The 20,737-nt window shown below is 52.5% G+C and carries 20 protein-coding genes and 1 tRNA gene; 14 read left to right on the top strand and 7 right to left on the bottom strand.

Annotated features, from left to right (window positions below):
• Positions 1-31 precede the first annotated feature (31 nt).
• Complete coding sequence (locus NSU18_RS12690; protein ID WP_341019382.1) at positions 32-1,180, bottom strand: response regulator; 1,149 nt, start codon at positions 1,178-1,180, stop codon at positions 32-34.
• A gap of 212 nt (positions 1,181-1,392) precedes the next feature.
• Here NSU18_RS12690 and NSU18_RS12685 point away from each other — a divergent pair, with 212 nt between their 5' ends.
• From NSU18_RS12685 to NSU18_RS12670, 4 genes are all read left to right on the top strand, one after another.
• Positions 1,393-1,935 carry an RNA polymerase sigma factor gene (locus NSU18_RS12685; RefSeq protein WP_341149180.1) on the top strand — a complete coding sequence of 181 codons (543 nt, stop codon included), beginning with the start codon at positions 1,393-1,395 and terminating at the stop codon, positions 1,933-1,935.
• Positions 1,932-2,390 carry a zf-HC2 domain-containing protein gene (locus NSU18_RS12680; protein ID WP_341019384.1) on the top strand — a complete coding sequence of 153 codons (459 nt, stop codon included), beginning with the start codon at positions 1,932-1,934 and terminating at the stop codon, positions 2,388-2,390. Before NSU18_RS12685 ends, NSU18_RS12680 begins: the two co-directional genes overlap by 4 nt.
• A gap of 70 nt (positions 2,391-2,460) precedes the next feature.
• Positions 2,461-2,958: a hypothetical protein gene (locus NSU18_RS12675; protein ID WP_341019385.1), complete on the top strand. Its 498-nt coding sequence runs from the start codon at positions 2,461-2,463 to the stop codon at positions 2,956-2,958.
• A 19-nt stretch (positions 2,959-2,977) separates the two neighbouring features.
• Positions 2,978-4,069 (top strand): LiaF transmembrane domain-containing protein, encoded by a 1,092-nt coding sequence (locus NSU18_RS12670; RefSeq protein ID WP_341149179.1) that lies wholly within the window; start codon positions 2,978-2,980, stop codon positions 4,067-4,069.
• Positions 4,070-4,187: 118 nt separating this feature from the next.
• Here the strand turns inward: NSU18_RS12670 and NSU18_RS12665 are convergent, their stop codons facing one another.
• Entirely contained in the window at positions 4,188-5,168 is a 981-nt protein-coding gene (locus tag NSU18_RS12665) for an aldo/keto reductase (protein WP_341149178.1), read from the bottom strand.
• A gap of 228 nt (positions 5,169-5,396) precedes the next feature.
• On the opposite strand from NSU18_RS12665, the gene leuB reads away from it, so the two are divergent.
• From leuB to NSU18_RS12640, 5 genes are all read left to right on the top strand, one after another.
• Positions 5,397-6,479, top strand: coding sequence for a 3-isopropylmalate dehydrogenase (leuB, locus tag NSU18_RS12660; protein WP_341019388.1), 1,083 nt, complete (start codon positions 5,397-5,399; stop codon positions 6,477-6,479).
• Between the two features lie 237 nt (positions 6,480-6,716).
• A complete protein-coding gene (locus tag NSU18_RS12655; RefSeq protein WP_341019389.1) occupies positions 6,717-7,256 on the top strand; it encodes a peroxiredoxin in 540 nt (179 codons plus the stop codon).
• Positions 7,257-7,577: 321 nt separating this feature from the next.
• Positions 7,578-7,985, top strand: a complete 408-nt coding sequence (locus NSU18_RS12650) for a hypothetical protein (RefSeq protein WP_341019390.1) — start codon at positions 7,578-7,580, stop codon at positions 7,983-7,985.
• A gap of 333 nt (positions 7,986-8,318) precedes the next feature.
• Positions 8,319-9,422 (top strand): ATP-binding protein, encoded by a 1,104-nt coding sequence (locus tag NSU18_RS12645; RefSeq protein ID WP_036727689.1) that lies wholly within the window; start codon positions 8,319-8,321, stop codon positions 9,420-9,422.
• A gap of 130 nt (positions 9,423-9,552) precedes the next feature.
• Positions 9,553-11,085 (top strand): leucyl aminopeptidase, encoded by a 1,533-nt coding sequence (locus NSU18_RS12640; protein ID WP_341149177.1) that lies wholly within the window; start codon positions 9,553-9,555, stop codon positions 11,083-11,085.
• Positions 11,086-11,193: 108 nt separating this feature from the next.
• On the opposite strand, the gene NSU18_RS12635 is transcribed toward NSU18_RS12640, so the two are convergent.
• The 4 genes from NSU18_RS12635 to NSU18_RS12620 form a co-directional block, all read right to left on the bottom strand.
• On the bottom strand, positions 11,194-11,325 hold the full coding sequence (locus NSU18_RS12635) for a hypothetical protein (protein WP_256707444.1): 132 nt from the start codon (positions 11,323-11,325) through the stop codon (positions 11,194-11,196).
• Between the two features lie 110 nt (positions 11,326-11,435).
• A complete protein-coding gene (locus NSU18_RS12630) occupies positions 11,436-11,618 on the bottom strand; it encodes a FeoB-associated Cys-rich membrane protein (protein WP_341149176.1) in 183 nt (60 codons plus the stop codon).
• 43 nt (positions 11,619-11,661) lie between these two features.
• Complete coding sequence (feoB, locus tag NSU18_RS12625; protein ID WP_341019394.1) at positions 11,662-13,674, bottom strand: ferrous iron transport protein B; 2,013 nt, start codon at positions 13,672-13,674, stop codon at positions 11,662-11,664.
• The gene (locus tag NSU18_RS12620) at positions 13,671-13,913 is read right to left on the bottom strand and encodes a FeoA family protein (protein ID WP_341019395.1); all 243 of its coding nucleotides are present in this window, start codon (positions 13,911-13,913) and stop codon (positions 13,671-13,673) included. The genes feoB and NSU18_RS12620 overlap by 4 nt, the downstream gene beginning before the upstream one ends.
• Positions 13,914-14,131: 218 nt before the next feature.
• On the opposite strand from NSU18_RS12620, the gene NSU18_RS12615 reads away from it, so the two are divergent.
• From NSU18_RS12615 to NSU18_RS12595, 5 genes are all read left to right on the top strand, one after another.
• Positions 14,132-15,091 (top strand): aldolase catalytic domain-containing protein, encoded by a 960-nt coding sequence (locus tag NSU18_RS12615; protein WP_200869575.1) that lies wholly within the window; start codon positions 14,132-14,134, stop codon positions 15,089-15,091.
• A 187-nt stretch (positions 15,092-15,278) separates the two neighbouring features.
• Positions 15,279-17,402: a putative bifunctional diguanylate cyclase/phosphodiesterase gene (locus NSU18_RS12610; RefSeq protein WP_341019397.1), complete on the top strand. Its 2,124-nt coding sequence runs from the start codon at positions 15,279-15,281 to the stop codon at positions 17,400-17,402.
• Positions 17,403-17,488: 86 nt separating this feature from the next.
• Positions 17,489-17,562, top strand: a tRNA-Gly gene (locus NSU18_RS12605).
• A gap of 278 nt (positions 17,563-17,840) precedes the next feature.
• Entirely contained in the window at positions 17,841-18,155 is a 315-nt protein-coding gene (locus NSU18_RS12600; protein ID WP_341147862.1) for a helix-turn-helix domain-containing protein, read from the top strand.
• Positions 18,156-18,160: 5 nt separating this feature from the next.
• Entirely contained in the window at positions 18,161-19,093 is a 933-nt protein-coding gene (locus NSU18_RS12595) for an IS3 family transposase (protein WP_341149175.1), read from the top strand.
• 258 nt (positions 19,094-19,351) lie between these two features.
• Here the strand turns inward: NSU18_RS12595 and NSU18_RS12590 are convergent, their stop codons facing one another.
• Positions 19,352-20,707, bottom strand: a complete 1,356-nt coding sequence (locus tag NSU18_RS12590; RefSeq protein ID WP_341149174.1) for a dipeptidase — start codon at positions 20,705-20,707, stop codon at positions 19,352-19,354.
• Positions 20,708-20,737 lie beyond the last annotated feature (30 nt).

Below are 20,737 nucleotides of genomic sequence, written 5' to 3'. Positions count from 1 at the left end.
GGTCAGCATTGCCGTTTCTATTTACGGAGAATCACATACTTCTGAGGTTAAGATGCTTCCATTCCTCATACCAGCGCTTAATACTCGCTGGCGGCTTCACGCCGAGCTCCCGCTTCAGTAATGCCGTCAGAGTATGATATTGCTCCTCTACCGCTGAACGTTCCCCAATGCTGTCGTAGACCTTCATCAGCCCGAGATGCCCCTGTTCAAAATAAGGCTGGAGCTGCACCACTCTCTGGTACACGGTTACCGCTTCCGGTATCCGGCCGCTGCTGACATAGAATTCGGCGATAGTCATTGCGTGATGCAGCCAGATGGTCCGCAGACGCTGCCGTTCTCCTTCAGCCCAGAGGTAATCGTAATCGCTCAGATAGTCGCCCGAATAGAAGTCGAACAACCGCTGATGCTCCTCATAGTTGTCCTTATTGATGGCATCTTGAGTCAGAATACCCTTCTCCCATTCGTAGCTGTCTATCAGCAGGCTTCCGGTCTCCAGGGTGTAGCCTTCCCCCCCGCTGGCATTGCTGATCTGCAGATCAATCTCTGCCTGCTTCAGGCATTGCCGAACCTGATAAATCGTTGTATAAAGATGAGTGGAGGCTTTCTTAAGATTGAAATCGGGCCACAGCAGATCGGTTAAGGTATCTTTGCTTACGAACCGGTTGCGGTTGTGAAATAAATAAGCGAATAATTCCTGTGCCTTGGTGGTGCGCCAGCGGATATTGGGCAGCGGCTGGCCACCCAGTTCGAATCTTAAGGACTGGAAGCTGCGGATCATGACCGTCTGCGCAGGCTTACGCGAATCCTCCTGTGCCTGGCTGACACGCTCCTCCAGCCGCTCAATGGTCTTCAGCAGCCGGCCCCGCTGTACGGGCTTAAGAACATAGTCGAGCGCATATAGCTCGAACGCCTCGATGGCGTAGCTGTTATGGGCAGTCACAAATACGATGCTTGCCTGCGGGCACAGCCTTTGCATGGCCTCCGCAGCCTGGACGCCATTCATCTCAGGCATATCAATGTCGAGGAAAATCACATCAGGGCGTAGCAGCGGAGCTGCATTGACCGCCTCGGAGGGATCCGTATAAGCAGCGATTACATTTATAGTTGTCAGTTCTTCCAGCATCATTTTCAGCTTCATAAGAGCAAGCCGTTCATCATCTACCAGCAAGGCCTGAATCATATCTATCCCACCACTTCATTAAAGAATGTTGTCTTGTCATAGGCTGTTTAAGGATAAATTCGACAACAAAGTGGGTTATCCTCCCTCTATGCTTGCGCTTGTGTCTGATTTTTGAATAGAAATGCTGCTATTCTAAAATAATTTAAAAAACCTGCAGGGGAACCTTAAAGCCAGGCGTCTAACGATATGTAGCTGAAGGAGGGAAGAAAGACTTGGAAGAGACGGAGTGGATCAATGCTGTGCTAAGCGGGGAGCATCAGACCTTCGGGAATCTGGTGACCCGTTATCAAGGCATGGTATATAGCGTATGCATCAAAATTACAGGAGAAGCCGAGTCAGCCAAGGATATGGCTCAGGAAGTCTTCATCAAAGCCTATAAAGCCCTTCCCACCTTCAGAGGACAGTCTTCCTTCTCCACCTGGCTGTACCGGATTGCTTACCGCACCTGCCTGGACTGGAAACGGGCCAATGACCGGGAATGGCGGCACCGGAGTGCAGCAGATTACACAGAGAATGACTGGGTGACTTCACAGACACCTGAACAAGCAGTGCTTCGCAAGGAGGCTTCCCGTGAGCTGGGTGAGAACCTGAATAGTCTGGCGGAACCGTACCGGTCGGTTGTGCAGCTGTACTATTTTCAGCGACACTCGTATCAGGAGATCGCGGAGCAAAAAGGAATTTCGGTTAAAACGGTTGAATCGCAGCTCTATCGGGCCAGACAGATGATGCGCAAAAGCGGGGAGGAATGGCGATGAATTGTTCAACAGTAAAAGAATGGATGCCGCATTATATAGATGGACAGTTGTCACCAGAGGCCCAGCAGGCCATCTATCTGCATACCCTGACCTGTCCCGGCTGCGCGGAATGGCTGGAGGAGGCACGCGGGCTTGCGGCGATGTGGAGCGAGATGGAAGCCGGGCTTGATTTTAACGGACAGGAGCCCGTGTTGCCGCATGACTTCCCTGATTTGACCGGGGATGTTATGGCAAGGATCGGCCAGCTGGAGAACGGGCGCAGAGAACGGATAGTGAAATCTACCATGACCAGACGGCGCACGACCCGGGGAACCTCCTGGATGCATTACGGCGTGGCGGTTGGCCTGACGTTTCTCCTGCTGCAGCTAGGCGTATTTGAGAATTTGGCTTATGGCATCACTGAAATCAACGGGCATATGTCCACATCGGTCAGCTCCTGGTTTGGCCCGAGGTAACCATAAATAAATCCATAGCGGCTTCGCCGATTATCTATTTTATTTCACAAAACTTTTGGGAGGGTAACATATGATTAAGAAAAGACGATGGCTCACGTTTCTCCTGGCTATGGTTCCGGGACTGGGCCACATGTATCTGGGCTTTAAAAAAATGGGTCTGGAGTATATGATTGGAGCATCGCTCTGTATTATATTCATTCCGTCCATGCCCGCAGTGTTTCCGTTCGCACTTGCTGCGCTCTGGTTCTATCAATTATTTGATGCGCTGCAAAAGGCGGCTTGGATGAAGGTATCGGCTGCCGAGCATGAGCGGATGATGTTCCATCCGGATAGCTTTGGAGCGCCTTGGTCGATGGGCATGTCTGCAGCCCCGATGTACCCGCATGATGATGTAAATCCGGTGTGGGTCGGTATTGGGTGTGTCATCGCGGGCATTCTGCTGCTGCTCATCACTGCATTTCCCGCTCTGTGGGAGATTCTGAACGATATGAACATCGGAGCGATTCTGCTGTCGCTTGCCTTGATCGGGTATGGATTCAGAATGCTGAAGAATAATTCAAAAGTATAGTGAAATGGGGAATTGAAGGATGGGGAGATGGAAAGTCGGCAGCTTCACTGCCGCAATAGGGTGCATAATAGTAGGAGTTATTGTAGTCATGGCTCAGTATGGTGTAATCACGTACGATGTGCTGGGCTATATCTGGCCGGCCCTGCTTATCCTGTTCGGCCTGGAGATGCTGCTTAGGCTCTTCATTAAATCCGATGTCAAAAGCCGGGTAAGCGGCTGGGCCATTCTGCTGATCATTGTGCTTATCGCGGCAAGCGGGGCACAGACGGTGTTGGCCGGAGGATCGCTGAGCAGTATCTTCGGCAATACCAAGCTGGTTCCGGTGAACGGAAAGGTAGAAGTACAGCAGGATATTAAGAACGTGCGGATTAATCTGCCCCAAGGCAAGGTTAAGCTTCAGGGTGTGGACGGGAACACGCTTGCGTATGAAGGTAAGCTGGAGCTGCCGGGCAATACAGACAATGAAGCGGCGAGTGCCCTGGAGCGTAAATGGAGGGTGACGACCGAAGACGATACACTTGTGATGGAGCTGGAGGGGGATTCTGGATGGCTCTCCAATATCCAGATCGGCTTCAACAACAATGCGCCATATCTGAATGTCAGCATTCCGCAGTATCTCGCTGCTCAGGTAGAGACCAGTGACGGTTCTATCGAAGCCGGCGGGCTGGCCGCAGGCATTAATGTGGATACGAGCAACGGAACGATGGATATCCATGATGTCTCCGGCGGTGTGAAGGCTCATAGCAGCAATGGCACACTGACAGTAAAGAATGTACAGGGCGGAGCAGACCTGGTTAGCTCGAACGGTGCGATTACGCTGGGGAATATTGACGGCGCGGTGTCGGCCAGAAGCAGCAACGGCAAGATTACAGTCAATTCGGCAATCACGGGTGCATGGGAGCTGAAATCCAGCAACGGCAAGATTGTCTTGGGTCTTCCGGCTGTTGCGGATGCCAAGATTACGGCAGATACCAGTAACGGATCGCTTAAAGGCAATGTGAACTGGGGCGGCGACGATGAGAATCATGGAACGGCTGTACTTGGCAAAGGCACCCATGAGGTTATTTTGTCTACCAGCAATGGTTCTATAACAGTGGATACGGCACAATAAAAGACATAGAAACACAAAGAGCTGTTCACCGGTACATTATACTGGTGGACAGCTCTTTATTGTAAGTGAAGATATGACTTCCGGGAGGATTATGCGGGCTGCAGCCGGTTAGTCCGGATTACCATGCATATGCCTTCGGAGCCGCACCGCCGGGTCCGGGGAAAATCTCGTCAAGGCGTTTCAGCACAGATTCATCCAGAACGACCTCCAGGCTGCGCAGCGCGCTCTCGAATTGCTCCAGCGTACGCGGTCCGATGATCGGGGCTGTGACAGCAGGGTTCGCCAGCAGCCAGGCCAGAGCGATATTATCCTGCGGCTCGCCCAGCTCCAGGCTTAGCTCAGCAAAGGCCTCTAGCTGCTTCTTGTGCTGCTCTACACGCTCCGCTTTGCCGCCGCTGCGGCTGCCCTCAATCTTCTTCAGCGCATTGCGGCCAAGCAATCCCCCGTCAAGCGGACTCCACGGAATAATGCCAAGGCCAAGATGCTGTGCGGCAGGCAGAACCTCAAGCTCCGGCAGGCGGCAGGTCAGACTGTATTTGTGCTGCTCGGATACCAGTCCAAGGAACCCGCGGGCCTTCGCCTCCTGCTGGGCAACGGCAATATCCCAGCCGGCGAAGTTACTGGAGCCGGTGTAGCCGATCTTGCCTTGGCTGACCGCAAGCTCGAAGGCGCCCCACAGCTCGTCCCAGGACACGTTACGGTCGATATGGTGCATCTGGTAGAGTTCGATATGATCGGTCTGCAGACGCTGCAGGGAGCCCTCCAGATGACGGCGGATAATGTAGGCAGAGAGGCCGCCTTCATCATTGGGTCCATCCAGCTTGTCACTCATCGCCCCGTAGACCTTGGTTGCCAGGACAACCTTCTCACGGCGTCCGCCGCCCTGCTTGAACCAGCGGCCGATAATGGTCTCGGTCAGACCCGAGTTCTCACCCCAGCCATACACATTCGCGGTATCAAAAAACTGGACCCCCGCGTCCAGTGCCGCATCCATAATGCGGAAGGCTTCCTTCTCGTCGGTGATGGGACCGAAGTTCATCGTTCCCAGACAGAGGCGGCTTACCTTCATACCAGACTTGCCAAGCTTCGCGTATTGCATCTTAAAGATCACTCCTCTTCCATAGGATTAGAGATCCGATAATTTCACCTGCCCATTAATTGTAATCAATTGGCGGGACAAGGGCAAATTCACGCTCTGCTTCACTTATAGGCTATATCTATGAACGTGATAGAATCTATATCTTTGTCCTTTGTCCTTCGTTATGATACAACAATATACAGAAGAACTATGTCTGCGACCAGCAGGACTACCTAAGGAGTGACAGAAATGAGCGAGGTCAAAAAAATCGCCGTAATTGCCGGGGACGGTATCGGACCTGAAGTTGTGGCGGAAGCGGAAAAGGTATTGAAAAGAACGGAAGAGCTGTTCGGGTATGCATTTGAAACGGAGCACGCCCTGTTCGGAGGAATCGCCATCGATGAACGCGGAACTCCGCTGCCTGAGGATACGCTTGCAATCTGCCGAAGCGCCGATGCTGTATTGCTTGGAGCTGTAGGCGGACCGAAGTGGGATAACAATCCGAAGGAGCTGCGTCCGGAGACCGGACTGCTGGGTATCCGCAAGGCGCTTGGCCTATTCTCGAATCTGCGTCCGGCGGTGGTCTTCGATTGTCTGAAGGATGCTTCGACACTGAAGCCGGAGGTACTTGAAGGAACGGACCTGATGGTCGTACGTGAATTGACAGGCGGGATCTACTTCGGGGACAAGCTGCGCCGCCAGGGCGAGCATGGCGAAGAAGCGGTAGATACTTGTGTCTACAACGTCACTGAGGTGGAGCGGATCGTACGCCAGGCGTTCGAGATTGCCGGGAAGCGCCGGGGCAAGCTGGCGAGTGTCGACAAAGCCAACGTCCTGGAGACCTCCCGTCTGTGGCGTGAAGTGGTGAACAGACTGGCGCCGGAATATCCGCAGGTTGAAGTTGAGCACGTACTGGTGGATAACTGTGCGATGCAGCTGCTGCGCCGTCCTTCGAGCTTCGATGTCATCGTGACCGAGAATATGTTCGGAGATATCCTGAGCGATGAAGCAGCGATGCTGACAGGCTCCATTGGCATGCTGGCCTCCGCTTCACTGGGTGAAGGCAGCTACGGCCTCTATGAGCCGGTTCACGGCTCCGCGCCTGATATTGCCGGACAAGGGCTGGCGAATCCAATCGCTACGATCCTGTCGCTTGCACTGATGTTCCGTATGACCTTCGGCTACGAGAACGCAGCCGCTGCCATTGAAGCCGCAGTTGCGGAGGTACTGGATGCCGGTCACCGGACGAGCGATATCGCAGTTGATAAGAGCAAGGCGATCAGCACCACTGAGATGGGTGACCTGATTGTAGCCGCTATCCGCAAAGCCTAGTTCTACCACATAGATCCCTTTTGACGCAGAACAAAGAAAAACTTCACAAAATGTTGCTTATTTATAATTATTATAAAAAAGTAATCAATGTAATATTGACTTTGATTTTGTACGATGATAACATTTATTCTGTACCCGAAAGAATGTAACCATCCCATAAAATCAAGAAAAGCATATTGCATCCGGCAACGGTCCGGTAGCTGTTTTTCTTACATAATCAAAAGGAGGATTTAAGCAATGGCAGAACGTTTGGTAGGTAAACCCGCTCCTGACTTCTTCATGGAGACAGTAACAGGCGACGGTAAGGATTTCGGTAAGGTAAGCTTGTCCGACTATCGCGGCAAATGGCTTGTATTCTTCTTCTACCCGCTTGATTTCACCTTCGTATGTCCAACAGAAATCACAGCCCTGAGCGATGCTGCAGCTGATTTCGCTGAGCTTGATACCGAGATTCTTGGTGTGAGCGTAGACTCGATCCACAGCCACAAGGCTTGGCTGAATACACCTAAGGATATGAACGGTCTGGGTCCGGTGAACTTCCCGCTGGCCTCTGATATTACGAAGAAGGTTGCCAGCGATTATGGCGTCCTGATTGAAGAAGAAGGCATCGCACTGCGCGGATTGTTCATCATCGATCCTGAAGGTGAACTGAAGTATCAGGTTGTTAACCACAATGATGTGGGACGCAGCGTTGAAGAGACATTGCGTGTACTGCAGGCTCTCCAATCCGGCGGGCTGTGCGCTATGAACTGGAAACCAGGCGACAAGAACCTGTAAGCTTCCGGGCCTCATGAGCCGCGATCTTTGATATACTAAGAGGACCTCCTTGCGGGAAGCATGACTCCCTTCAAGGAGGTTTTTTGTAAAAAGATAAGAATGTATATGCTTCGCGCTATAATTTTCCTTATCTTTCTCGCTGAAACGGTACCGTCCTTTAAAAGGACGGCAAAGCCGTTTCCACTTGAGATAAGGACAGACGTTTGAAAATGGGCATAAAGGTTAATATATAGCTTGTAAGGGGAGGAATCTCTCCCGCTGCTTTGTAATATACTAATAGGAATTCAAATCAACGACAACACTCAAGGAGGGTGAACAAAAATGAGCTTTTGCTGTGGAGCGAGTATGGTTGGAACGAAGGGGACCCTAAAGCATTATCGCACGCAAGTCCATAATGTTCCCCTGCTTTTTTGTCCGGTATGCCACCGGGTAGAGGTACATTACAAAGTCGAGAATGAATATGAAATTCTGGCGGAATATGCCCATGGCGACGGCGTCACGGATGTGGATTTCCAGGATTATGTGATGGAGGAAGAGGAAGCGATCTTCGAGAACGTCATCAATATGGAGAGCGAGGACCCGCTCACGATCATACGCAGCCAGATCGATATGTCACTGGACCTGCTGGCGGTTGCCAAACAGATCGGCGACTCCAAATGGGAACGTGAGCTGAAGAAGCGTCTGGCTGTCATGAGCCAGCGGCGTCACCGGCTCCAGCAGAAGGCTTGAACATCTGTCTTGATCCTGCCACCGTCATGTTATAAATTAGTGAGCTCCCGCCCATGGCGGGGGCTCTTTTCAATGTATTTGCAGGAAACAAATCATTCCTCTCACACTTAAATGTGTCTTAAGAATCATTTTAAGAATATTTTTGTCATTCGACAGATTCTCTGATTGCGTTGTCTTCTTCTCTTGGATATGATTGGAATATAGTTGAAACGGTTGGATAATACAATACGATTTTCGAATGTTCTGGCGGCTTCGTCATATACTCAGATACATAGTAATTTGATGTCGCTTAAGCGTCTTCGTCAATTGCAGTAAAAGGGGGAACTTCGTATCGTGATAAGCCAATATCAGGAAAGCTTGCTATTATCGGCAAGAACGTTTCAATCTGGTCCGATGGATACCACATTTGAGGATGTGCTGGAGCACATCGACAGCGGAATTCTGCTTTTTGATGATGAGGGTGTGCTGACTTTCGTCAACAAGCAGATGTATGGTATTCTGGAGCTCAACCGTCACTCTCTTCTGGGCTGCACCTTGCATCATCTGTTATCCCATATTCAGCTTAGCCGCTTCAAGAAGAAGCAGGTTCTGCGGAGTTATCGTGAAATGGTGCTCAAAGGTAAGCCAAGCTATGAATTTGTGGATGAATATGGACGGTACTGGCGCGCAACCCTGTCCAGCGGCGAGGAAATGAAGGGCAGCTACCTGTTCACATTCAAAGAGATCTCCGACTATAAGCTGATTGAACAGACGGCCTACCAGAATGACAGCCTGGCCATGCTGGGCCGGTTATCAGCCTCCATCGCCCACGAGATCCGCAATCCCCTGACGGCTATCCGGGGGTTCATCCAATTGCTTCATCCCCATCTGCATCTGCTCGGCAAAGAAGAATATGCGAAGATTATATTAGCGGAGATTGACCGTGCCAATGACATTATTCATGAATTTCTGACTTCCTCCAAGCCTTCTGTACCGCAGATCAGCATGATTCCTGTCTCTGCCTTGCTGAAAGAAGTGGTCCTGCTGACAGAGAGCGAGGCGCTGATGAAGGGCTGCCAGATCAACTTGCAGGTGCTCCAGGAGGATCTGGTCATCTCAGGGGATATTAAGCAAATGAAGCAGGTTGTGCTGAATATGATCAGAAATGCGATGGAAGCCATCTCGGAGCGGGTGGATGATTCTGTAGGCCGGATTGAGGTAGGCGCCCGTAAAGAAGGAACAGAGGTGCGTATCTTCATCTCTGACAACGGAAAGGGAATGGATATCTGCACGCTTGACAGACTGTTCAATCCGTTCTTCACCACGAAGGAGAATGGGACGGGACTTGGACTTTCCGTCAGTGACCGGATCATCAAGAATCATGGCGGCTGCATCTCGGTCAGCAGCCGGCTGAATGAAGGAACAAGGTTCGTCATTTCGCTTCCGCTTACTCATTAATGCTTATCTTAAGCCCGTTGTTCTCGGTGGAGTGCATACGGGTTATAATCAATATGTAAGGGCTGATTCCTGCAGAGCACGAACAAGTGCGGGAGATCAGCCTTATCTGCGTTTATCGGAGGGATGAGGATTGATTTTTGAATGGAGTAGTGATCCCAGTGCAGCCATGGCGCGGGGAGAGGCTGTATGTCTAATGATCTCAGAGGCACAGGCACAGGGTGAAGGTCTTCCGGCGGACTGGGCCGCACGAGTCCGCCAATTGTCCGCAGCGGGGCTGTTCAGCGGCAAGCAAGGGCAAGTGTATATCCTGCCGGTCATGGAGCAACCCGGGCAGCCTGTGGTCATTCTGGCCGGAAGCGGAAAGGGCCAGACGGGTATGCACGAGCTGCGGCAGCTGATGGCGCAGACCGCCAAGGCGGCTTGCAGGCTGAAGGCCGCTGCGCTCGTTGTGCAGATACCGGCGGCATTAGGCCGGCGGGCTGGGGCGCTTAGGGCGGAGCAGGCCGGCCAGGCCATCGCGGAAGGGCTGGTCCTGGGCTCGTACCGCAGAAGACAATATAAGCTGGAACAGGCAGCTTACGCAAGTATAGATACGGTACTTCTGCGTATGGAAGGCAAGAGCGAAGCAGCAGAAGAGGAAGCCTGGAGACAAGGGATCAAGCGGGGGCAGGCTTTCGGGGAGGCTGTAAGCCTTGCCCGTGATCTGACCAACCGTCCGGGGAATCTGCTGACTCCGTCGGATCTTGCGGTGGCCGCTATTGAAATCGCTGAACGGCACGGGCTTCCGGCTGAAGTGCTGGATGAACGGGAGCTTGCGCTTAAGGGAATGGGCGGATTGCTTGCGGTCGGCGGCGGCAGTGTAAATGCTCCCCGCATGATTGTTATCCGCTATCAGGGAACGAATCAATGGGAGAACGTAACCGGTATAGTCGGCAAAGGGATTACCTTCGATACTGGAGGCATCTCTCTGAAGCGGGCACCGGGCATGGAGAGCATGCACAGCGATATGGCCGGGGCCGCAGCCGTACTGGCGGTCATGGATGCGCTGGGGCATTTGCGCCCTAAGGTCAATGTGGTCATGCTGATTCCGGCGGCAGAGAATATGCCGGCAGCGAATGCTTTTAAACCGGGCGATATCATTACTACCCTTAGTGGAAGAACCATTGAAATTATCAATACCGATGCGGAAGGGCGGATCATCCTGGGAGATGCGCTTACCTATGCACGGGAGTGGGGGGTACAGCGGATCATTGACGTAGCCACGCTGACAGGGGCTGTCGTGTCCATTCTGGGGGATGTGGCAACAGGAGCTGTAGCGAACGATCAAGCATTCCTGGAAGAGCTACTGTCAGCCTCAAGGCTGTCGGGGGAGCCGATCTGGCCGTTGCCTGTCTATCCTGAATTCCGGGAGATGCTGGCAAGCGAGGTTGCGGATCTACGTAATGCTGCCGGGCGGTATGGAGCTGCCAGCACGGCGGGACTGTTCGTTGGAGAATTCGCGGAAGGACTGCCGTGGGTGCATCTCGATATTGCAGGGACTGCCTTTCTGTCTGCGGAACGGGGAATGAATCCTAAGGGCGCCACGGGCGTAATGGTCCGCACCTTGCTGGAATATCTGCTGAGCGCTGCCGCTGAACCGGACCGCCGCTCCCCTGAAGCCTGAGCTTGAATCACCCCTGACAGACAAAGAGCCGCAGATTCTCAGTTTCCTGAGACCTGCGGCTCTTTGTTCACTTGGAATCCTGCTTCTCATAACTGCAGGAATGGCAGCCTATTTACGGGCCTTCATCTGAGCAGTGAGGGATTGGACGCCATTCATAATCTTATCCCGTGTATTCTTATTCTTCAGCAAGTAGGCGGCTCCCAGGGCTACCGTTGTAAACAGAGTCTTCTTGGTGTTCATGGTTATTCCTCCTTGGCAATAGTCTGGTTGTTAAAAGCTTATAACTAACATACCCGCATGCCAAGGTTTCTAAACGAAAGAATAACCGGCATATCCGCTAGAGCTGTATCCTAGCGCTTGCTGCCCAGTGTAGCACTGCTGCAGGACAGCGGTGAATCCATCGCTGCTGCGGGACAGGTCTTACCCTTGTCACAGCCTGCACAGGCCCCCTGCTTGCCCTTCTGTACATGACGGTAAATCATCCAGCCGGAATACCCGAATATTAGCGCCACAATCACAATATTAACGATCATTGCTGCCATCGCTTCCTCTCAATATATCTTGGACTTGCCAGGGCTACGACCATCCGAGCAAACGTCCTCCTTGATAAATCACCAGTGACACCGCATAAGCCAATACCAGAGAGTAACCCATGGAGAAGAATGTCCATTTCCAGGAGGCAGTCTCCTTCTTAATAACGCCGACAGTGGCCAGGCAAGGAATGTAGAGCAGGATAAAGGCCATGAAGCTGATCGAGCTAAGCGGTGTAAAGACTGAAGCAATTTGTCCTTCCAGTCCTGCTGCATCCGGGGCATGGTAGATGATGTTCATAGTGGAGACAACAACCTCTTTAGCGAGGAAGCCGGGCACCAGGGTAGAACCGGCCTGCCATGTTCCGAAGCCGAGCGGCTGCAGCAACGGGGCGATGAAGCCGCCGAATTTGGCCAGGAAGGAGTGATCCATGTCCACATTGAGGCCGCCAGGACCGGCATAGGACATCAGCCAGATCAGGACCGAGCCGGCCAGGATGATGGTCCCTGCTTTGCGCAGGAAGCCTTTGCCCTTCTCCCAGGTGCTGCGGCTTAGTGTCTTGAACTGGGGCATCCGGTAAGGAGGCAGCTCGATAATGAAGATAGACGTCTCATTCTTGAACAGATGCTTGGAGAAGAACTTACACAGAATCAGGGCAAATACAACACCCATTACATACATAGAGAGTACAGCTGTGGCTTGCTGGGCAGGGAAGAAGACCGCTGCGAACAACAGATATACCGGGAGCCGGGCAGAACAGGACATCAGCGGCATTAGCAGCGTTGTCAACAACCGGTCCTTGGGCTGTTCAATGCTGCGGGCCGCCATAATGGCCGGTACGTTGCAGCCGAAGCCGATAATGAACGGAATGAAGGCCTTACCGTTCAGTCCCATCCGTTCCATCGTGCTGTCCATCAGCAGGCAGACACGGGCCATATACCCGGAATCCTCCAGGAAGGAGATCATCAGGAACAGGATGAATATTTGCGGGACAAATACGAGTACGCCGCCCACACCGCCAATAAGACCATCAACGATCAGTGCGTGCGTGAATTCCGAAGCCCCGATGGTTCCCAGCAACGAATTCGTCCAATCGCTGAGCGGACCGCCGATAAAGCCATCCAGGAGATCAGACAAAGGCCCGCCGATCCAGTCGAAGGTAGTTTTGAACATGGCATACATAAAGACGATGAACAGGGGAAGTCCCAGAAAACGGTGGGTAAGGATAGAATCCAGACGTTCGGTCAGATTATGCGGTTTTTGCAGGGTAGAGTCTATGGCGTCAGCGCATACCATACGGATGTAGTCCATGCGGACGGAACGAATCCATTGGGGAAGAGTGAGTGCAAGCTTCTCCTGCTGCAGCCGGGTCTGAGCAGCATCTGCGATCAGCAGCAAGCCAGAAATATCGGTTCGCTTCTTCAGCAGCTCAAGGATAACCGGGTTCTGCTCCATCAGCTGCAGAGCAACCCAACGGAGATTAGGCAGACCAGAGATCTTCTGTAATTGTGCAACAATGGAGGCTATGGCTTGCTCAGCGATGTCGCCATAATTCAATTGGAAGGTAACAGGCGGGATATGCGAGGGCTGCTCCAGTACGCTAAGCACCTGACTGGTTCCCTTGCCTGTCCGGGCAATCAACGGCAGCACGGGGATACCGAGACGTTCATTAAGGATGTCGGGATTCACCTGGATACCGCGCGCCTTGGCGACATCGGTCATATTCAGTCCGAGGATCGTCGGCTTGCCGTATTCCAGCAGCTGCAGGGTAAGCAGCAGGTTCCGTTCCAGCTGCGACGCATCGACAATATTGATAAGCGCTTCAGGGGTTTCTTCGATCAGATATTGTGCAGCTACGCCTTCATCGCGGGAGAGGGGGTGAAGGGAGTAGATTCCGGGCAGATCGATCAGCTTGCCGGCTCCGTTCTTGAGACTGCCGATCTTTTTCTCAACCGTAACGCCTGCCCAGTTCCCCACGTATTCGTAGGAGGAAGTCAGGGTATTGAACAGCGAGGTTTTCCCGGTGTTGGGGTTCCCCACAAGTGCAATAGAGCTCATGATACCTTCACCTCTATCATAGATGCTTCCTTCCGCCGGATAGCAAATAGCTGACCGTTGCATTCAAGCGTAATCGGACCCATGAAAGGCCCTTTGCCCTTGAGACGGATCATTACACCCTCAGATACTCCCAGATCGGCCAGACGGCGGCGCAGGATAGGATTCATGCCTTCAATTTTTTGAATAGAGCCGGTAGTGCCTGGTTGCAAACGCAGCAAGGAGCAGGATGTTAGAACCATTGTTATCCCTCCGAAAGAGACTGATAATCAATCTCAATGATTTCTTGTAATGTAGCATTTTACTGCCATTTATTCTGTGATTAATGTCATTGTTTCTGATCGCGAAAATCGATATGAGGATTACTGAAATTTTCTTTACAATATCTTCTTCATTAAAGTATGATTGAACGATAATATAAGCATAGTACTTAAGAGATACCCCGAAGGGAGAACAGATTGTGAAGACTAATCATAGTAAAATTGTCGATTGTACCATCCGTGATGGGGGATTGGTGAATAACTGGGATTTTAGCATTGAATTTGTTCAGAAATTATATGCCGGTCTGAATGAAGCCGGTGTTGATTATATGGAAATCGGTTATAAGAACTCGCCGAAGCTGCTCAAAGGGGCAGAGGGTGCAGGCCCTTGGCGCTTTTTGAATGATGACTTCCTGCGCAAGGTCATTCCACAAAAGGGGCATACGAAGCTGTCGGCTCTGGTCGATATCGGCCGTGTGGACGAGAATGATATTCTGCCCCGCAGCGAGAGCATGCTTGATCTGATTCGTGTGGCTTGTTACAGCAAGGATGTGGACAAGGCTCTTCAGCTGGTGCAGACGTTCCATGATCTGGGCTATGAGACGACCATTAATATTATGGCCCTGTCCAATGTAATGGAGAATGAGCTGCTGGAAGCCTTCGAGCAGATCCGCGAGAGCGTAGTTGATGTAGTCTATATCGTGGATTCTTACGGCAGCCTGGATCATAATGACTTTCATTACCTGGTAGAGAAGTTCAAGACACATCTGCCGGAGAAGCGGCTCGGTGTGCATACCCATAACAATCTTCAGCTGGCCTTCTCCAATACGCTGATTGCAGCCGAGAAGGGGGTAGAGCTGCTGGATGCTTCCTGTTACGGGATGGGCCGCGCCGCAGGCAACTGTCCTACAGAGCTGCTGGTTACCCATCTGAAGAATACGAATTATACGCTCCGTCCTGTGCTGGATATCATTGAGAACCTGATGATCCCGCTGCGGGAGAAGGAAGAGTGGGGCTATATCATTCCGTATATGATTACAGGAACGCTGGATGAGCATCCCCGCTCGGCAATGGCGCTGCGATCTTCGGCCGATAAAGATAAGGCGGTTGACTTCTATGACACACTGACAACACCTGAGGTCAATTTCGGGGACAAATAACCGTCTGGAAGGAGAAAGCACTGGCCTCTATTTGTAGGCAGGTGCTTTTTTTCTGCCGGAGCTGCTTTCGTGCAATATTGTAGGTGATCAATGTAACTTTACGGAGCTGTCTGGCCGATATTTATACATAGGACATCATACACATCTACCTGACTTTATAGATATTATTTTTAGACGCGAGGGACTTATGAGACAAGAAGAGAGAAAGACGATTCATGCGGCTATTCTGGGGGCTGCGCTATTCCTTCTGATCCAGATTTTTCGTACACCGCTGGGCCAAATAGAGGACAAGGATTTACTGATGGCCTTTTACCTTATTTTGGGCTGTTGTACTGTCGCGTTCGGTTTTGCGATTTTTGCCCAGGGCTGGATGCTGTTCGCCAATAGTTTATCCAAGGCCAGGCTGTACACCTCTGCATTATTCCTGGGGGTGAGTATTTTTGACTTCCTGCATGTACTCGGGTTTGTAGGTATTCCCGGAATCACCCCTTTTATCAGCCAGGGGCAGTCCTTATGGCTTCTGACGTTCTCCCGGCTGGCCAGTGCACTGGGGATTATGCTTATTTTCAGCAGAGAAGACCAGCTTGTAGGAACCGGCGTCAAGGGGAAGGTGTTCAGGAATGCTTTTGTGGTGATTTTGCTGTCTTTGGCTGTGTTTGGTCTCGGCAACCTGATTGTCTCCGGGCTGGCGGATGAACCATGGGCAGAAACGGCAAGAGATCTGATGAATATGGCGATACTGTTCGTCTATTTGCTTGGTGCTTCGATTATTATCTATCCTGGCAAAAGCGAAAAGTCAGCCTCTCTGCTGATTATTATCCGTTCCCTTGTGTTCTTCTCCCTGGCTCAGGTCTTCTTCATGAATCTGTTCAGTGTCGGAGAATTGGATTATCTCTTCGGGATGCTCAGCAGCGCAGCGGCCTATTATCTTCTGCTGACCGGAGTCTACAGATTGACGATTGAGGAGCCGTTTCAGGAGAATCAGCAGGCGGAAGCGCGGATTAATTATCTGGCGTATCACGACGAGCTGACCGGTCTTCCGAACAGACGCCGCCTGATGCAGCGCATGGAAGAGGTGGTGCTCCAGAGTGAGCAGGACAAAAGCCGAGGCTTTTCGGGGCTGGTCATTATGAACATCAACCATTTTAAGAACATCAATGACTCTCTTGGTCATTATGCAGGAGATCTGCTGCTGCAGCTGGTCGCCCGGCGGATCGGGGACGAGGTTAGAGTCAATGAAGAGCTCTTTAGTATGGGGGCGGACGAGTTTGCTTTTCTGATGACGGAGCGGACGGGGCTGGAGAATTGTCTGGTCCGGGCGGGTGAGCTGCTGCGCCTGTTCGAGACACCGGTAGGTCTGGAGTCAGGTGAATACCATATCTCGCTTAGTCTGGGGGTAAGCATCTATCCCGGGGACGGAGATACGGCTGAGCAGTTAATACAGAATGCTGATACAGCGGTACACAATGCCAAGGAGCAGGGGGTGGAGATCCGCCGCTATATTCCGGCTATGCAGATGAAGGCGAAGGAACGCCTCAAGCTGGAGAATGATCTGCGCCGGGCGCTGGAGCGGGGGGAGTTCTATCTGGTCTATCAGCCCCAGGTGCTGCTTGAGACAGAAGAGATTGTCGGCATGGAGGCGCTGCTGCGCTGGAACCATCCCAAACGCGGCTTGGTCTCTCCGGTAGATTTCATTCCTATCGCTGAAGAGAGCGGGCTGATTGTCCCTATTGGGGAATGGGTGCTCAAGACGGCCTGTCTGCAGAATAAAATGTGGCAGGATGCCGGCTATCATCCGATTTGCGTATCCATTAACCTCTCCATGCGCCAGTTCCTGCAGCCTAATCTGGCCGGCAAAATTGATGCTATCCTGAAGGATATCGGTCTGGATCCCTGCTACGTGGATTTAGAGATTACCGAGAGTATGACCCTTGACAAGGAGACCGCCTTCGACCAGCTGAACCGTCTCAAAAGACTTGGCGTATGCATCAGCATCGATGATTTCGGCACAGGCTACAGCTCGCTGCATTATCTGAAGAATATGCCGATTGACCGCTTGAAGATCGACCGTTCCTTCGTATCGGATGTCATGGAGGACAGCAACAATGCCGCGATCGTCTCTACGATCACCTCGATGGCCCACCATTTGAAGCTCAAGGTTACCGCCGAAGGCGTGGAGAACAAGGAGCAGCTGCACTTTCTGCGCCAGCAGCATTGCCATGAGGCCCAGGGGTATCTGTTCAGCAAGCCGGTGAAGGCGGCTGAATTCGAACAGTCCTTCCTCAGGCCTCTGCTGGAAATGCCGTCGTAACCTCCTGCCCTCCAGTATCTGAATTTAATAGGGTTGCAATTTATTCGTAGTGATGCTACAATGTTTCTTGTACTCGTTTTTGAGTTGCGGGTGTAGTTCAATGGTAGAACTTCAGCCTTCCAAGCTGATAGCGTGGGTTCGATTCCCATCACCCGCTCCATATTTAACTTCCGAAATCCTTGTCCGCAAGGGTTTTTTTTGTTGTATAGGAAACAGTAGTTTAATGCTGCTGTGGAGAAGGTATTCTGTTGGGCTAAATGTATGTGAAAAACAGCATACATTGTGCTCGCAAGCCGGCACACGGCCTAATGTATGTCAAAAACAGCATACATTGTGCTAACAAGCAGGCGCACGGCCTGAATGCTCCACAGCCCCCTAAAGAAGTTGGAGTCCTCCCCCACAAAAATGTAGACTAGAAACAGGAGGAGGATGAACGGTATGGGACACTTAACAGGAACAAGAGAGAAAGCCGCGCAAGAGGTGTTGTCTGGCATTAAGGCAGCGGTGGTTGCCCGAAAGTATGGGGTGACCCCATCGACGGTGAATCAGTGGGTGAGAGATTACCGCGAAGCCCATGGGGAACAAGAGCATCCGTATCCCCAGGAGCAGGTGGAGGAATTGAAGCGCCTCCTGGACGTGGAGCAGAAATACGAGAAGGCGGTCAGGATCCTCGGCGAAAAGGAGCTAGAGATCGAAATTCTGCGTGAACTGCTAAAAAAGCCAACCCCTGCTTATCCGAAAAAATCGAGGTAGCCGACATGTTCATTAAGCAGGGGAATACCGCAGCGTTGGTACTCCGTCTCGTGGGGCTCGCAGAGTCTACGTATTACGACCGTAAGAAACGCAAGAAGCAGGAGGCACAGGCCGTACCTCAGGGACGCGGAAGACCCGTACCCGGCTACTCCCTGACCGAGTCTGGAGAGAAGATTAGCGACGAGGAAATCCAGGAATGGCTGCTGGAATTAATCGCTGGAGAAGAGCATGTGTACGGATACAAACTGCTGGCCAAGTGCTTGTGGAACCAGCGCGGGCTGAGGCTCAATCACAAGAAAAGCTACCGGCTGTGCCAGGCGCTGGATATCCTGCAGCCGCAGCGCCACAAACGCTTTAAGCATCCCCGGAAGCTGCCGGAGAACCGGGTCATTACCGGAGCAGGCCAGCTCTGGCAGATGGACATTAAGTATGGGTACGTGGCGGGCCGGGACCGGCATTTCTTTGTCCTGAGTATTATCGATGTGTTTACCCGTGTCATCGTCGGCTACCACCGCGGAGCGTCATGTGAGGCCAAGCACGCCTGCCAGACGCTGGGACGCGCCATGGAGCAACACTGCGCCCCTGGCAGCGCACGCCCGGTGATCCGCACCGACAACGGCCCACAGTTCGTCAGCCACCTGTTTGGCGACATGTGTGAAAGCTGGGAAATGACCCATGAACGCATTCCGCCTCGAACGCCAGATTTAAATGCTTTTATTGAATCGTTCCACAGCAATATCGACCGGGATTTGTTCCGAAAAGAGGCCTTCGACACCTTCGAAGAGGCCTATGAAGCCGTGGACCGGTACATGGACTTTTACAACAATCGCAGAATGCATACGAGCCTTCGGAACATGCCGCCAGCTACCTTTGCGGAGTGGGTCCTGACTCTAGAAGACCGCTCCCGCTTCTTCTGGCCGAGAGAAAAAGCGAAATAAAGAGCATAGCTACGACAAGTACCGATTTGATACGGAGGACTCCGGGATAAGGGGGTCGCACCGAATGTATGTCAAAAACAGCATACATTGTGCTCGCAAGCCGGCGCACGGCCTAATGTATGTCAAAAACAGCATACATTGTGCTGGTGTGAGTGCGCGAGACTGAATTTATGCAAAAACAAACAAAAAAAAGCCAGGCCCCCGATCTACCGGGGGCCTGGCTGTATGAAATGACAGATACGCTGTCGGTTCTGGACGTTAGACGGTCTTCAGGAACTCGACCAGGGTCAGCAGGCCCTTGTCGAAGTTCTCCAGGTTGAAGTGCTCGTCCGGTGCATGCAGGTTCTCGTCATCGAGTCCGAAGCCCATCAGGACGACCGGTGCCTTCAGGATGCGGGCGAAGCTCTCCATGATCGGGATGGAGCCGCCGTCTTTGGTGAAGAGGGCGCGGGTGCCGTAGACCTTGCCGTAAGCATCGGCAGCGGTCTGGAGGATCGGGTGCGACGGGTCGATGTTGAAGGCGCGCGCCTTCTCCATCTGCTTCACCGTAACCTTGGCGCCCTTTTGAATATTAGCCTTCAGATGGGCTTCAACGGCATCCAGAATGTGCTGCGGGTCCTGGTCTCCAACGAGACGGCAGGTAATCTTGGCATGAGCTTCCTTCGGGATCACGGTCTTGCTGCCTTCACCTTGGAAGCCGCCGTATACGCCGTTCAGCTCAAGCGTTGGACGCGCGCCGACCCGTTCCACGAAGGTGTAGCCTTCTTCGCCGTACAATTGCTCCAGGCCGAGAGCGGTCCGGATTTTGTCTTCGTCCACGCCTTGCTTAGCGAATTCTTCGCGCAGCAGCGGGGACAGGGCAGGCACGCCTTCGTAGAAGCCTTCTACAGATACGCGGCCCTTGTCATCGTGAAGGGTGCTCAGCAGCGAGACCAGCGCATGCAGCGCGTTAGGAACGCCGCCGCCGTAAGAGCCGGAGTGCAAATCAGTCAGGGCGGTGTTCACTGTGACCTCCATGGAGCAGAGACCACGGAGTCCAGTGCAGATGGCAGGGCGTCCGCGCTCCAGCAGGGAGGTATCAGAGACGAGGACGGCATCTGCTGCGAGCTTGTCCTGGTTAGCTTCCAGGAATGGCGGCAGGTTGACGCTGCCAATCTCCTCTTCCCCTTCGATGCAGAGCTTGATGTTGACCGGCAGAGTGCCTTCTTGCTTGAGGATAGCCTCGATGGCTTTGATATGCATGAATACCTGGCCCTTGTCGTCTGTAGCGCCGCGTGCATAGAGCTTGCCGTCACGGATCTCCGGTTCAAACGGAGGCGTAGTCCACAGGTTCAGCGGATCAACCGGCTGTACATCATAATGGCCGTAGACCAGAATGGTCGGCTTGCCGGGGGCATGAAGGTAATCGGCATAGATCACTGGATGACCGGCTGTAGGATGCAGCTCGATATTCTCAAGGCCTGCACGCTTCAGGGTCTCTACCAGCCAGCCGGCAGCGGCATTGATATCTTCTTTGTGGCTGGACAGGGCTGAAATGCTGGGGATCGCCAGCCATTGCTTGAGTTCGCCAAGCTGGGCTTCACGCTCAGCCTGAAAGTAAGTTTCGTATGACATTGTAGGTATGTACCTCCTTGGAATTCGCTG

This window comes from Paenibacillus sp. FSL H8-0048 (assembly GCF_038002825.1).
Taxonomy (GTDB): Bacteria; Bacillota; Bacilli; order Paenibacillales; family Paenibacillaceae; genus Paenibacillus_AQ.
The sequence above is the reverse complement of the archived record's forward strand: the minus strand, read 5'-3'. Positions and strand labels throughout refer to the sequence as shown.